Raw genomic sequence first — 14822 nt, forward strand, 5'->3', positions numbered from 1 at the left:
AGGACGCCCGGTGGCCGTGGTACCGCCGAGTTCCTTCACTGGCATCCAATGCGACGCGCGTTTGAGGCATCAGAGATCCCCGGTTTCCAACAGAAGCTGTTTCCAGACTGCGGTTTCATCGAACAAGGTCCATTCGCGTCGCAGCCTGATGTCGCCTCCAACCAACTCGCCCCATTCGGCATGGCTGATCCCCAACACATACAACTCAGCGCCTGTGGGTTTGCCGAACACGCCCCAACCGTCATGCTTGCCATGCAAGCTCCAGCGCAGGGCCGAGCGGGGTGGCATATTCGGATCATCGCGCCCGATCTGATGATGGATGGTGAAGGTTGCGCTTGGCATGGCTGCACGCAAAGACATCCAGAACCGATCAGCCGCATCCCAGCCATGGCCCGTGACACCGCCGGGATATTCGGTCTGCACGCCTCGGTCATACTCTCGTTCTATCGCGCCCATATCTGCATTCATTATCCGTGTCAGCAGATCCGCGTGGCGGTGTCCCCATTCATTGTCATTGCCGTACCCCTTGTAGGGGCCTTCGATGTCGTTCTTGGGTGACAGAGGCTTCACACTGGCCTCGGCCCCACCTTCACGCGTTATCAGATCGGCGGCATATTCCTTGGGATCCCAGCCCATTTGCCGGACAATCGCACCCTGATCTCGGATAAGCCATTCGTCATCGATCATGTTGTCGATGGCGTGGCAGTCGGCCAGAATTCGGTATCGCAAGCGTGTTCCGGTGGCTTTGCCATAGACACCATTGCCCCGATGCGTGGCGGTCGACAGGATACGATGCGAGCTCAGCATGCCTTCTTCCGGGGTGCCCGACCAGATCACATCCTCGCCCAGCAGCTGACGGTCGGGGAACTCGGCCAACGTGGCCATTGTTGCACCAATGACATTCTGGTTACCCAACACAACCGAACCGGGCGAGCGGACGACGATGTCTGGGCTGTAATATTGATGCAGAGTCGCAATGCCACGGTCTTCCCAAATCTCTTTGGTGATGCCGATGATATAGTCCGGGAAATCTTTGAATTTGGGATCAAATCCCTTCATGTCTTCCATCCTTCAGGTATGCGGGCGGAGCCGCGAACGATCAAAGGTCCGTCAATCTCGGTGCGGCGGGGCGCAGCAGCGGGATTTTCGATCTTGCTAAGTAGAATATCGACGGTTTCGGCAACCATCCGATTGGCAGGCTGACGAATAGTTGTCAGATTGTAGGCTGGCCAAGAGGCAACGGCGACATCGTCATATCCCAGAACCGAGACGTCGGCCGGAATTTGCAGGCCCAACTCGAACCGCAGCGTGTCCATCACAGAGATCGCCATGTGATCATTGGCCACGAACACAGCGTCCGGTGGATCGGACGCGAACATGCGTAGCGTTGCCTCACGCGCCTGTTCAGCGATGAAGTTCCCGGCGCCACGGGCGTGCAGTTTGACACCCGCCTCTTGCAGGGCCGCTACGAACCCCGCTTCGCGATCGCGCTGGGTCGAAGCGCCCTCCCACCCGGCGATATATCCGATCTTCTCATGACCGCCAGCCAGCAGAAACTCGGCTGCCTTTCGGCCACCGGCGACATTGTCGGATGTAACCGATGACATAGTGAGGTCATCCTGTGCCCGATTGAACAACACCATCGGTACGCCAACGGTCCGACAACGTTCATACAAGGTCGACGACAGGGCCACCGATGCCGCGATTATGCCGTCGACTTGAAAGTCGAGCAATTCCTCGACCACGCTATCTACGTTTTCGGCCTGGTTCGACGCCATGAATATCATCACATGGTAGCCGCGCTCCTGCAGCGTGTTCGTCAACCTTTCCAGTGCTTCAGGATAAAACTGATTATTCAGATACGCCACAACAAGCCCAATGATCCGGCTTTTGCCGGACACTACGGCACGCGCAAGGACGTTCGGCCGATAGCCCAGTTGCTTGGCGGCCTGACGAACCTTTTCAATCGTCTTCTTCGAGGCTGAAGCCCCCGGAGTGAACACACGGCTAACGGCAGACTGGCTGACCCCGGCAAGGCGGGCGACCTCCATGGATGTAACTTTTTGCGCCGCCATCAGTCTGCTGTCCAACCTCCGTCTATCATCAACGCGGTGCCCGTCACCAAAGCCGATGCATCCGAGGCAAGATAAACCACTGCCCCCATGATGTCTTCGATCTCGCCCGGACGGCCCAACTTGATCTTGTCCAATATCCATGCGCGCTTGTCCGGGTCATCAAAAGTCGACTTGGTCAAATCGGTCAGAATAAAAGTTGGGCAGATCGTGTTGACCCGAATTTTTGCAGGGCCGAACTCCAGCGCCATCGCCTTGCAAAAGCCTTCGACCGCGAATTTTGACGCGCAATAGACCGCCCTTTCCCGCCCGCCCACATGGCCCATCTGGCTGGAGATGTTCATCAGTGATCCGGGGCGCCCAGCTTCTAACAATCCTTTTGCCACCGCTTGGGTCAGAAAATAGGCCCCTCGGACATTGACATCCATTACCGCATCAAAATCCTCGGGCCGTGTGTCCACGGCCCTGCTGTGTCGGGCCAGACCGGCTGAGTTCAGCAGGATATCAAACGGCCCGTTTTGCGCCACAGCATCAGCAGTGCCTGCAACGTCAGAAACATCCAGTTCAAGTATATTCGCCAACCATCCCCGAGCGTTCATCTCTGTTGCCAGATCCTGCAACGCATCCTTGCGCCGCGCCGCCAGTGTCACTTCGGCACCATGCTCTGCCAGCGCTACGGCACAGGCCATGCCGATACCGGACGACGCGCCCGCGACCAATGCGCGTTTGCCGTTAAGATTGAAACTTGGGGTGCTGGGAAATTGGGACATATCAAACCTCGCCAACCGGAAATGGAATGCGGCCCGGAACGCGCGCCTTGTTGAACTCTCGCAACCGGGCAAAGACGTCAACACCCAGCTGGCGATAGGTATCCAGCAGATCAACTAAAACCCAGTTCTCGCGAATCTTGCCATTTTCAAGCCGCCAGAAATCGAGGCTGCGCAGCGTGATCTTCTTGCCCGACGGTGCAATCCCCATCCAGCCATCATTGGTGACAGTCTGGATCATGTTGGGCCAACCCGTAACAGCCGCATAGTCACCGTCGCCAAAGAAATGACAGGTGATTTCATCTACATCCTGCCCGCGATCCGGCATTGCGTTGAGGAATGGAATCTGATGCCAATTACGGAACCCCGCAATACCCCGCCCTGTGCCGATCCCCGAGGGGCCGTACCAGTTCATCCGAGGATGCCAGAACCGCTCCATCTCCATCACCTCCGGACCACCTTCTGCGGGATGTTTGGTCAGATGATTCAGCATGTCGACAATGTGCTGGCAAGTCTCTTTGCCCTTGGCCTCGTCATACGGGCCGGGCACCAGCCCGTCCTGCGTCGCGGGTCCCGGAACATGCCATTCCCGCCCCAAACCGGGTGCCATGGGCCAGGCCTGCGCTTGCATCATCACTTCGGGGATGTCCCAAAGCGCCTGCACCTCGGCGATTTTGCCATTTTCGATCCGGTAAAACTCGTGAAACCGCATGGTGACCTGATGGCCTGTCGGCGGAATCTCCAGCCATGGCCCCGCGAAAGTGCCGGTATAGTACCCGCCGCATCCAACCCAATCAGCCCCGAATTCATCAGGTCCAGCCATGACGATATAATCGCGGCGCTCAAGATCGGGCCATGCGGTCAGAAGATCGCGATAGCAACAATCGTAATAAGCACTACTCCCATTGGTGTCGCCAAACGGATAGCTCAGATGGAACACAGCGTCGGGAGAACAAATCTTATCCAACGCCTGCCGGACACCGGCTTCGGTAAAGTCATACATCGCAGCCCTGACCTGTGCGATCAGGGTCTTGTGCTCAGTATGCCTGTCACTCATTCTGCGGCGTCCCTGTAAGGTGCAGGCGCGCCGTAGGGGACATTGATGCCGCCGTAACGCCGTACGCGGACGTTACATTGCTCGGCGTGCCCCACAAAACCTTCGAGCATGCATAGGCGCGAGCCATATTCGCCGATCAAGGTTGCTGCCTCATCAGTCAGAACCTTTTGATAGCTATGTGTTTTCAGATATTTACCTACCCATAGACCACCTGTATAGCGGCCAGCTTTTTTGGTAGGTAGCGTGTGATTGGTGCCAATAACCTTATCACCGTTCGAGACATTGGTACGCGGGCCAAGGAACAGTGCGCCGTAACAAGTCATGTTCTCAAGGAACCAGTCGTCGCGATCGGTCATGACCTGCACATGTTCAGATGCAATGTCATCAGCAACCCGCAGCATCTCATCATACGTGTCGCAGACGATCACTTCGCCATATTCCTCCCACGATACTTTTGCGGTGCCCGCGGTCGGTAGAATGCCCAGCAGCCGGTCCACCTCGGCCATCGTGTCCTCGGCCAGTTTGCGAGAATTGGTCAGCAATACGCAGGGGCTGTTATATCCATGTTCGGCCTGACCCAGAAGATCGGTCGCGCACAGCTCTGCGTCTGCGGCGGTCTCATCAGCAATCACCATGGTCTCGGTCGGGCCGGCGAACAGGTCGATACCGACGCGGCCAAATAGCTGACGTTTAGCTTCTGCGACAAAGGCGTTACCCGGACCGACAAGCATGTGGACTGGATCAATCGTCTCGGTTCCCAACGCCATGGCGCCGATAGCCTGAATGCCGCCCATCACGTAAATCTCATGCGCCCCACCCAAATGCATGGCGGCGATCACCGCTGCATTGGGCTTGCCCTGAAACGGAGGGGTGCAGGCGATGATGCGCGGCACGCCCGCCACCGAGGCCGTCGCCACCGACATATGCGCCGAGGCCACCATCGGGAATTTTCCACCGGGCACATAACAGCCCACCGATTGTACGGGGATGTTCTTGTGGCCCAAAATGACGCCCGGCAGAGTCTCAACTTCGATATCCAGCATCGAATCGCGCTGAGCTTGTGCAAAGTTGCGCACTTGCTCCTGCGCGAATTTGATGTCCGCCAGCTCTCGATCCGTTAGCTGATTGATCAGGTCGCCGATCTGGTCTTGAGACAACCGAAACGATGCTGGCGAATAGTTATCGAACTTCTCGCTTAGCTCGCGTACCGCAGCATCGCCACGTGTTTCGATGTCTTTCAGCGTCGCTTCGACGACAGCGCGTGTTTTGGCGTCATCCTCGGCTCGGTCAGCATCGGACTTACCACGTTTCAGATACTCGATTGTCATTGTCCTAATCCTTAGTTTCAGGCCGGGGCGGAGACTTCTCACCCCGGTCAAATGCTTCCCAGCCTTCGCCGTTAAACAGATCGACACCCAGCTGTGCCGCTACATGCGCGAAATCCACATTCACCCAATTGTCGACGATCTTGCCTTCGACCACTTTCCAGAAATCCATATATCGGATCTCGACCCGCTTTCCGGTGGGGGCGATCCCCAGGAACTCACCCGAATGGGTTGCTTCCTGTCGGCCAAACGCAGCCGCCCACTCGCCCATGTAAAGGCGCGCTTCGTCGATGCATGTCTTGTCCGAAAAAGCCGCCTGAAACGGGCGTTGCCAATTGTCCTGAAACTGTTTCAGGCCAGTTTTTGTGCCACAGCCCTGATTGCCCATCCAGCGGAAGCCTTCCGAGAAGAATTCGCCGATGTCATCGATACGGTGATCGTTCAGACCATCCACCATGGTTTCAATCACACGGCGGGTGTCTTCTGTTTTGTCGAGGTCCGTATCACGTGTCAGCACGGCCTGTTCCGGGCGGGAACCCTTCATCTTTCTCATCCTTGTATTGGTGCCAATAGAAATTCTGTCTTCATCGGGTAGCTCAATCAGCTGACAGAAAATCCCTCGGCATCCGGTTGAGCGCCGGGTGGCGGCCAACGGCGTTATGTCTTGCAGAGCTGCTCATGCGGCTTGCTCGGCGATGTCGGCAAAAAGGTCATATCCCAGCTGCAACAACACATGCGGGATGTCGACGAAAACCCAGTTTTCGACCAACAGATCGTCCTCTCGACGCCACCAGTCGCAGACCCGCATGAAGACGCGTTTTTCGCTTGCGGGCTGGTCGAGGAAGCGTTTCACCTGGACACCAGTCAAGGAAGGCCAGCCACCCGAGCATACGTAATTGCCTTCGCCAAAGCGGGTGAAATGCGCAGTCATGCCATTTCCCGCACTACCTCCGGACCAACCTTCGAAGGTGGCCTCGAAAGGCACCTGGAAGCTTGCAAAACTCTCGAGCCCGACGAAAGAACCGAAGGCGCCGGGGCCGTACCAGACCATGTTGTCATGCCAGAACGGGCGCCAGGCCTCGTTCTTGGTGGCAAGCTTGGCCAGCATTTCTGTGACCATACGATAGCTCTTGGCCCCCTCGACTGGGTCTTGCGGCGTGGTCAAGATGCCATCATGGCTTGCTGGACCCTGAATCATCCCGGTGAAGCCACGGGTCTTGCCCGGGCTATCGGTGATCGGCCATTGCCCTGCAGCCAGCATCAGTTCTGGGATATCGAAGAAGATATAGCTCTCCACCGCCTTGCCATCCTGCATACGGTGGAACTCGCCGAAGCGCAGATAGGCAAGCTCACCTGTGGCGCGGATACCAAGCCAGTCGCGCGAGAACCGACCGACGAAATAGCCGGTGGCGCTGATCCAGCCCTGTCCTTCAAATACACCGGCCATGACGATATCATCGCGCCGAAAAAGCCCATCGAAGGAGGCTGCGAGCGGGGCGATGACGTGATCGTGCAGCCCGAGGCCACCCGCGACCTCGTTGAAAGGATGCACCACGTTGACATGTGCACCGGGGGCGAAGAATCCCTCATAGGCTGGCCGGAAATTGCCTGGATGGCGTTGCGCGGCGGTGAAATTCAGAAAGGGTTTACGGTCGAGGCGTTCCATTAACTTTGTCTCTGTAGGATCTGTTCAAGGCGTCTGCGGAGAAACGCCCCGCATGGCCCTGCGCGCATCAAAGCAAAAGGAACTCGCCCTGGCCGCCTTGCCCGGCACGCAGCCATATTCAGGCTGGCCGCGTGCGCATGGGCAAATACGGACTGAGGATGCGTGCGTCCCATCAGCGTCAGCCTTTCACAGCCCCGGCGGTCAAACCGCCCACAATCTGACGCTGGAAGAACATCACCAAGATGAACAGCGGAACCGTCGCAGAAACCACGGCCGCAACGGCAAACATTACGTTGCCCTCGGTTTGCGTTGTACCAAGGAACGCAGCGATGGCTGGAACCATCGTGCGGTTGCTTTCTGACAACAGCATCGCCCCAACGGCAAAGTCGTTATAGGCCAGAAGAAACGAGAACAGCCCCGTGGTGATCACACCCGGCCACATCACCGGAATGATCACGCGGCGGAAGGCCTGAAACTGGTTGCAGCCGTCGACCTTTGCGCTTTCGTCAAGCTCGCTGGGGATGTTCTTGAAGAAGGCGTGTAGCATCCACAGGGTGAACGGCTGGTTGATCGCGACAAGTACGATAATTGTCGTCGGCAGTATCCCCCAGATATTCCATTCAAAGAAGGGCAACAGATAACCCGAAACCAACGTGATCGGCGGCATCGCGCGGAAGATCAGCGCCGTGATCAAAAGCCAGAATGTGTAGTTATAGCTCGACCGCGAAAGCGCATAGCCCCCCAGCGTTCCGATGGTCAGCGAGATGGCGACCACAAAGACGCAAACGATCCCCGTGTTCAGAACATTCCGCCAAAATTCTTCCTGAATCCAAGCCCCTTCGTAACCGGTGGTGGTAAAGGGTGAGCCATAAACTGCCTCGGTCCGCGCGCCGGTTAAGGCGTTGGTCCAATCGGCGATCGAGAAGAAATCCAGCTCTACCTTGAACGACCCCCAAACCGTCCAGAGGAACGGGAAAGCGGCCAGGATGAACCAAAGGATCACAAAAAGCGACGAAGCAATCCGAAGGCTTTTGGGCATTCTTTGCGCACGGCTGGCCATGTTATCTTGCTCCTTTGAAGTCACGCCAGGTGCGGACAAGCACGGGCGACAACAGAATGGCGACCCCGATAATCGTGATCACAGACGTAGCGGCCGCAGAGGACAGCTGTCGCGTTTCACCGCCGAGGTCGTTGAAGATGAAAGTGCTGAGCGATTGCGCATGGGCACCGGCGCTGAAGCCGATAATCGGTTCGAACACCTTGAAATTATCCATCAACTGGATCAGCGCAACAAACGTAACCAGTGGCATGAGATGGGGAACAACCACGAATTTAACCTGTTGCCAGCGGGTTGCCCCATCGATCTGGGCAGCCTCGATCTGATCTTTGGGTAAAGTTTGCAAACCGGCGTAGAACACCACGAAGGCAAAGGGGGCCGAGCTCCAGACGCCATAAACCATCAGCGCCACCCACATCAGCCCGGTCGAAGCCTTTAGACTGAAATCCGGATCTCCGGCCAAGTTTACAAGGGCGTTGCCGATGACGCCACGACTGTCAATCATCCAAAACAGAATGAGCGAGCCGATCAGCGGTGTAACTATCATAGGCAAGAGCGAGAAGAAGATCATCAAACCCTTGAGGTGCCGATGCAGTGAGTTGACCGCCAGCGCAATCACCAGCCCCAGAATGATCGTGAGGGGTGTCACAATGAATGTGAAGGTCAGCGTAAAGGCCATGGCCCGATAGAAGGGCAAGTTTCCGACCTCTGAGAAAAGGTCACCCCACGTGTCACTCGCCGCCCAGATTTCGCCAACCTCCTGTATCGCCAGGTGGCCGCGATCAAAGTAGATATCCAGCCCGACAAATCTGCCCAATGGTTGTTCGGCACGAAGCGCTGCGGTGGCTTCCTGATCGATGGTGGTCTCGGTTGTGCACCCGACAAGCGGAGTACAGTTTTCGACTTCCACCAGAACCGCCGGGTGTGGGGCGTAAATGGATTGGATCACCACCGAGACGATGGGCATTGCAATGAACAGCAGCATTGCAAGTCCTGTGGGCAGGAAAAACCAAAGGAATGTCTTATGGCGCATGTCGCAATTCCCGTGTCGGCTTGATTGGGCGGGTGCCCGAATTGGGCACCCGCGAGGGGCGTTTTACTGTAGGAAGCCCTGTTCGATTGCCGCGGCGCGATAGGCGGCCTCGACATCGGCCAGCGCCTGTTCAGCGCTTTCCTTGCCCTGCATGAAATCGGCAAGTTCATTGCCGAGTGCACTGTGCATCAAACCCATGTAGGGCAGCATCGGATAAGGCGTCGTGCCCATTTTGGCAGCGTCAAATACACCCTGCGCGTCGTCCGCAGGTTCGTACCCTTCGATCAACCAGACTGCCAGCGGCGTGGTTTCATCGTTCAACATTTCGGGGCGGACGCCATGCGTCATCGCGACAAAAGTCGCCTCAGCCTCTTCATCCGAGATGTTCTTGCCGACGGTCCATCCGTCCCACCAAAGGGTCGAGGCCGGAGTCGTGCCGCCACCCACGGTCAGCGGCGCTGCAATGGCATGGCCATCGATTACTTCCTGCAAGACACCTTCGGTTGTGGTCTGCTGTGACGCCCGTGACCCCCACATATTCATGATCGCCACATTGCCCGCGCGGTATTCCGCGTTGGTGGCATTGGAATCATGGGTCAGAAAGTCGGGGTTCATATACTCGGACAAAGCCTTCATCATGTTCAGCGCTTTGACACCGGCCTCGGTATTGATGTTGGGCTCTGCGCTGCCGGGCTTGAAATGAGTACCTCCATAGCCAAGGAACATGTTGTTGAATTCCTGCGCCAGATTCCATCCCGCAGCGTAAGCACCACCAACCGGGTTTTGCATTATGCCCTGCGCGCGAATGGCTTCGGCCGCCTCGAGCAGTTCTTCATACGTGGTTGGAACTTCGACGCCTGCCTGTTCCAGAACGTCCTTGCGGTACATCAGGTGCTGAGCGTTGGCCATGAAGGCGATGGCCATGATGTCATCGCCGATCTTGATCAACTGTCCCGGCTGCAGGTTCTGACCATGTTTTTCGACCAGGTCATTGAGCGGTCGGATAACGTCTTCATTCATCAACGCCACAATCGAGCTGTTGGCGATGATGGCTGAGGTGTATTCCGACGGATTACCCGACAGACCGGCGACGTTGATGGTTTGGTGTTCGGATGTCAGGTTGGATTCAACAGATGCGCCCGTGCATTCCTTTGCAGCAGCGGCCACAGCCTGAATGGCGGCAAATTCGTTGCCGACGATGTTGACCCGATCCGTGATCTCGCAGGCATAACCCGCGCTCGCAGCAAAGGCGGTCAGTGACCCGGCCAATGCGATTTTCTTTAGAAACATTTTGATTCCTCCCTAGGTGATTGGGTGCATCTTCGAAGCCTGCACCCGAGATTGTCCCGTCATTGCGGGATTGGTTTTCGTCTCTCAGATCTCAAGGCGCGCGCCGGTTTGCGCATCGAACAGGTGACAGTGATCGGTATGGATATGAATCGACACCTGATCGTCGATTTCAGCACGATAGGTTTTGTCGGCCTTGACCGAGACCAGCGCTCCGCCGATCCGAACCGAGACCATGGTGCTGTCGCCCAGCAATTCCTGCGTATAGATGGGCGCGTTAATCTCGCCCCCGCTTTCTACGACATTGGCGTCCTCGGCGCGGAAACCCAAAGTTATTGGGCCATCCGGAGCATTCAGACCATGCACTTCGGTATTCTGCGCGCGGAACACACCGCCCTGAACATCGCCATCAACCAGGTTCATCGCAGGGTTGCCGATAAAGCTGGCGACAAACGTGTTCGCAGGCTCGTCGTAGATCGCCGTCGGAGAGCCAACCTGCTGGACAACACCCTGCTTCATGATCACCACGCGATCGGCCAGTGTCATCGCCTCGATCTGGTCATGTGTCACATAAATCGTAGTCACCGCCAGTTCATGGCTAAGGTTCTTGATCTGCGCGCGAGTCGAAACGCGCAGTTTTGCGTCAAGGTTGGACAACGGCTCATCCATCAGGAACACGTTGGGCTCGCGTACAATCGCACGCGCCAGAGCCACCCGTTGACGTTGCCCACCTGACAGCTCTGCCGGCTTACGATGCAGAAAGTCGTCCAACTCTACCATCGCCGACGCACGGCGCACTTTTTCGTCATGGGTGGAAGCGTCGATGCCACGTACCCTCAGCGGGAAACGAATGTTCTCGTAGACATTCATGTTCGGATACAAAGCGTAAGACTGGAACACCATCGCGACGTCGCGGTCTTTTGGCTCCATATCGTTGACGCGGGTACCGTCGATCAGAATATCACCCTCGCTTGCGTCTTCCAAACCTGCGATCATGCGCATCGTCGTGGTCTTGCCACAACCCGACGGGCCGAGAAGCACCAGAAATTCCTTGTCGGATATTGTCAGGTCGAAATTGTCCACTCCAACAAACGAACCCCAACGTTTTCCAACATTGCGCAGTTGAATCTCGGCCATACTGTCCTCCCAGTTGCACCTGAGTGCATACGTTTGCAAAAGCATAGACATCCAAAGGAACATCTGGCAAGTATTTTTTGCAAGCGAATGCAAAAGCGCCCGCAATCTTGCTAAAGACTGACGCTTCCCTCCGGGCAAAGCATTGAAAGTAATAGATATGTCTTACGAAGCCGAGAAAGAAATTGTCCTGAACTTCTACAAAGCTCTGAGCGATGCAGAGGAATCAGCCCACTCTGATGTGATCGCTGAGTATTGCGCCGAGGACCTCCTGTGGCGCGGCTTTCACCCGTTCAACGAGTTGCGTGGCGCTAGCAACGTGGCGCAAAAATTCTGGCAGCCGCTGAATCACAGCCTAACTAACTTGCAGCGTCGGATGGACGTGTTCATGGCTGGTCAAAATGAAATCGACGGGTTCAATTCAGTCTGGGTTGTTTCGATGGGCCATCTCATGGGGCTGTTTGACAAGGACTGGCTGGGCATTGCGCCAACCGGAAAAATGGCCTTGCTGCGCTATTGCGAGTTCAACTGGATTGAGCACGGTAAGATTGTCGAAACCGCGATGTATTTCGACATCCCGCATTTCATGATTCAGGCCGGGTTGCAGCCCTTCCCGCCGCAGACCGCCGCACAACTTGTCCAGCCCGGGCCCATGACCCATGACGGCCTGATGTTCACGCCTCAACCCGCCGAAGACGGCCAAAAGACATTGGCCGCTATCAACGCGATGATCTCCGATCTTGGGCGGTGGGACAGCGGGCTCAGCCTTGAAGATGAGTTGCGCCGCACATGGTGCGAAGACATGATCTGGTGGGGGCCATCCGGTATCGGTGCGACCTACACAATCGAACGTTACGCCAAACAACACGCTGGCCCGTTCCGTGCTGGGTTTGCCGACCGGTCAAAAACCAACCATATCTGCCGCATCGCCGAGGGCCACTATGGCGGCTTTTTTGGCTGGCCGAACTTTACCGCCCGACCAACCGGCGGGTTCATGGGGATGCCTGCCACTGACAAAGCCGGTGAGTTCCGGGTGATAGACATTTATCGTCGCAAAGGTGATAAACTGGCCGAGAACTGGATTTTCATCGATCTGCTTCATTTCTGGAAGCAACAGGGTGTCGATATTCTGGACCGCATGACCCACGGTGGTTCTTAGATCATAGGCAGGCCGATCATTTTGGTCGGAATACGGTAAACGGACGTGCTGGCAGTGATGTACAGCATGCTGAACTCGGCTCCACCAAAGCAGAAGTTGGTAGATTTCTGCGGCGTCAGAATGACACCAAGGCAGTGCGCTTGGGCATCAAACAGATGTACACCGCCGGGACCATTGCACAAAATCTGGCCGTCGCGGGTGCACTTCATACCGTCCGGTACCCCTTCCCCATCGCCAACAACATCGGCCCAGACCACCCCACCGGTCAGTGAGCCATCAGTGGCGACATCAAAGACGCGGATATGGCCACCCCAACTGTCATTGACAAACAGCCTTGTTTCGTCAGCTGACAAACACAACCCGTTGGGTTGCTGAAAATCATCCGCGACAAGGTGTAAGGTGCCGTCGGGATCCAGCCGGAACACGCCTTGCACCGGCAGTTCCTGCTCTCTCAGAATGCCAAGATCCTCTCGGATACGACCAAAACTGGGATCAGTGAACCAAATCCGACCGTGCGAGTCGCAGATAACATCGTTGGGGCTGTTTAGTTCTTTGCCATCAAAATGCGTGGCGATCGAAGTAACCCGCTTGCCGCCGTGATCATGGCGTACCAAATGCGAACTGGCGTGCTCGCAAGAGATCACTGCCCCGCTTTTGTCGAAGCAATTTCCGTTTGCTTGGTTGGATGGGGTGCGAAAAACGCGAACTCCCTCACCCTCGCTCCACTTGTATTGATGGCTCTCCTGAATGTCCGAAAATACCAGCCAATGCTCTTCGGGGTGCCATATTGGCCCTTCGGTAAACCCCAGACCGCTAGCGATTTCTTCCAGTTGAGCGTCAGAGTGCACCAGATCTGTGAAGCATTTGGAACGGATATCGAATACCATGTGAACACCTTTTCAGAGTTGCGCCTGCCAACACTACCGGCAAGCCTCGACAAGAACAGCGTTTCGGGTGAAAACGCAATAACGACTGTTCGATAGTCTGGCCCTGCCAACGTCAATGCTCTACGCTATGGCCGATGTTTCCAAACCGCTTGGCTGCCAATTGCCATGTGCCGCCCAAACAAAACCGTCAGGACTTTCCTATGAATTTCAAACAACGCATGCTTTCTGGCGAACCTCTCGTCGGAACGTTTCTCAAGACACCAGCCCATGAACTGGTCGAGATAATTGCCAAGTCGAAACTGGACTTCCTGTGCCTGGATGCGGAACACGCACCCTTTGACCGGGGTCGGTTGGATATCTGCCTCGCCGTCGCGCGCGCACTGGGGCTGCCGACGTTGGTGCGGGTGCCGACTGGGTCGGCGGACGAGATTCTCAAGGCGCTTGACAGTGGCGCGACAGGTATTGTTGTGCCGCATGTTGACAGCGCCGAAAAGGCCCGTCGCATTGCGCGCGAGGGTCGTTTTGGCCATGGTGGTCGCGGCTATGCCGGATCAACCCGGTGGGCAGGGTTTGCGACTCGATCCATGGCTGATGTCCTCAAGCAAAGCGAAGAAGAGACAATTATCATTGCCCAAATCGAAGAACCAGAAGGCGTCGCAGAAGTTGATGATATCGCCGCGACCGAGGGCATCGACGGGATTTTTGTAGGACCTGCGGATCTTGCGGTGTGCTACGGCGTGACTGATCAGTCCGACCCACAGGTTCTTGATGCAATGCGACGCTCGGGCGTTGCAGCCAAAGCACATGGCAAGACGCTGATGACCTTTGCAGCCAGCGCAGAAGCCGGACTCAAGCTGCGCGACTATGGGGTGACCATGATCTTCGTCGCTTCGGAACACGCCTTCATGCTTCGCGCTGCAAACGCGGAAGCTGAGAACTTCCATGGCACCGCGAGGACGTGAAACGCACAGGGCTTTTTAGTGGAAAGGGCCTTGGGATCGAAATATCCGCGGGCTGGTAAATGCTGCGACGACAGTACTTTCTTTGCTAGAAATGCGATGCGCGATTGCGGATTATTCGCTTCGCTGAATAGCGGTGTCCTGTCGGTTTTTCTCCAGTCCGCCGTACCCGCCTTGATCAGGCAAAAATCGCTAAACGGGCTAGGTTTAATAGTAACAGTCGAGATCAGAAACTGCACGGCGTTGGCCCAAGAGCAGTTCGTCTAGCAGTTCACCAGTCACCGTCGCATATCCTAAACCGCACACGTTAATCCCCATAGATGTCCAGAGACCAGAGGTAAGAGTTTGCAAACGCGGCAGACCATCTGCCGCATCCGTAATGTAGCCGTTCCAGCACTATTTGATCGGCGATTCCGCCA

Annotated in this window: 14 protein-coding genes; 2 read left to right on the forward strand and 12 right to left on the reverse strand. The window is 56.3% G+C overall.

The window, feature by feature from the left end:
• Nucleotides 1–69: 69 nt before the first annotated feature.
• From ACR0DK_RS06420 to ACR0DK_RS06470, 11 genes are all read right to left on the reverse strand, one after another.
• Nucleotides 70–1059, reverse strand: a complete 990-nt coding sequence (locus ACR0DK_RS06420) for a nuclear transport factor 2 family protein (RefSeq protein ID WP_480735269.1) — start codon at nucleotides 1057–1059, stop codon at nucleotides 70–72.
• Nucleotides 1056–2075, reverse strand: coding sequence for a LacI family DNA-binding transcriptional regulator (locus ACR0DK_RS06425; protein ID WP_170465610.1), 1020 nt, complete (start codon nucleotides 2073–2075; stop codon nucleotides 1056–1058). The genes ACR0DK_RS06420 and ACR0DK_RS06425 overlap by 4 nt, the downstream gene beginning before the upstream one ends.
• A complete protein-coding gene (locus ACR0DK_RS06430) occupies nucleotides 2075–2842 on the reverse strand; it encodes an SDR family NAD(P)-dependent oxidoreductase (RefSeq protein WP_480735271.1) in 768 nt (255 codons plus the stop codon). The genes ACR0DK_RS06425 and ACR0DK_RS06430 overlap by 1 nt, the downstream gene beginning before the upstream one ends.
• 1 nt (nucleotide 2843) lies before the next feature.
• On the reverse strand, nucleotides 2844–3896 hold the full coding sequence (locus tag ACR0DK_RS06435; RefSeq protein WP_480735273.1) for an ester cyclase: 1053 nt from the start codon (nucleotides 3894–3896) through the stop codon (nucleotides 2844–2846).
• Nucleotides 3893–5224, reverse strand: a complete 1332-nt coding sequence (hisD, locus tag ACR0DK_RS06440) for a histidinol dehydrogenase (protein WP_223118581.1) — start codon at nucleotides 5222–5224, stop codon at nucleotides 3893–3895. Before hisD ends, ACR0DK_RS06435 begins: the two co-directional genes overlap by 4 nt.
• A 4-nt stretch (nucleotides 5225–5228) precedes the next feature.
• Nucleotides 5229–5765 (reverse strand): ester cyclase, encoded by a 537-nt coding sequence (locus ACR0DK_RS06445; RefSeq protein WP_480568295.1) that lies wholly within the window; start codon nucleotides 5763–5765, stop codon nucleotides 5229–5231.
• Between the two features lie 132 nt (nucleotides 5766–5897).
• Entirely contained in the window at nucleotides 5898–6887 is a 990-nt protein-coding gene (locus ACR0DK_RS06450; protein WP_480735275.1) for a hypothetical protein, read from the reverse strand.
• Between the two features lie 178 nt (nucleotides 6888–7065).
• A complete protein-coding gene (locus tag ACR0DK_RS06455; protein ID WP_170394093.1) occupies nucleotides 7066–7947 on the reverse strand; it encodes a carbohydrate ABC transporter permease in 882 nt (293 codons plus the stop codon).
• A gap of 1 nt (nucleotide 7948) precedes the next feature.
• Nucleotides 7949–8977, reverse strand: coding sequence for a carbohydrate ABC transporter permease (locus ACR0DK_RS06460; protein ID WP_170394095.1), 1029 nt, complete (start codon nucleotides 8975–8977; stop codon nucleotides 7949–7951).
• Nucleotides 8978–9040: 63 nt separating this feature from the next.
• Nucleotides 9041–10267, reverse strand: a complete 1227-nt coding sequence (locus ACR0DK_RS06465) for an extracellular solute-binding protein (RefSeq protein WP_170509123.1) — start codon at nucleotides 10265–10267, stop codon at nucleotides 9041–9043.
• Between the two features lie 84 nt (nucleotides 10268–10351).
• Nucleotides 10352–11401 (reverse strand): ABC transporter ATP-binding protein, encoded by a 1050-nt coding sequence (locus tag ACR0DK_RS06470; RefSeq protein ID WP_170394099.1) that lies wholly within the window; start codon nucleotides 11399–11401, stop codon nucleotides 10352–10354.
• Nucleotides 11402–11558: 157 nt separating this feature from the next.
• Between ACR0DK_RS06470 and ACR0DK_RS06475 the strand changes: the two genes are divergently transcribed.
• Nucleotides 11559–12557 carry an ester cyclase gene (locus ACR0DK_RS06475; RefSeq protein WP_223118666.1) on the forward strand — a complete coding sequence of 333 codons (999 nt, stop codon included), beginning with the start codon at nucleotides 11559–11561 and terminating at the stop codon, nucleotides 12555–12557.
• On the opposite strand, the gene ACR0DK_RS06480 is transcribed toward ACR0DK_RS06475, so the two are convergent.
• A complete protein-coding gene (locus tag ACR0DK_RS06480; protein ID WP_223118579.1) occupies nucleotides 12554–13444 on the reverse strand; it encodes an SMP-30/gluconolactonase/LRE family protein in 891 nt (296 codons plus the stop codon). The genes ACR0DK_RS06475 and ACR0DK_RS06480 overlap by 4 nt on opposite strands.
• Nucleotides 13445–13644: 200 nt before the next feature.
• Here ACR0DK_RS06480 and ACR0DK_RS06485 point away from each other — a divergent pair, with 200 nt between their 5' ends.
• Nucleotides 13645–14406 carry an HpcH/HpaI aldolase family protein gene (locus ACR0DK_RS06485; RefSeq protein ID WP_223118578.1) on the forward strand — a complete coding sequence of 254 codons (762 nt, stop codon included), beginning with the start codon at nucleotides 13645–13647 and terminating at the stop codon, nucleotides 14404–14406.
• Nucleotides 14407–14822: the final 416 nt, after the last annotated feature.

It is taken from the genome of Ruegeria sp. CE6 (assembly GCF_056537485.1).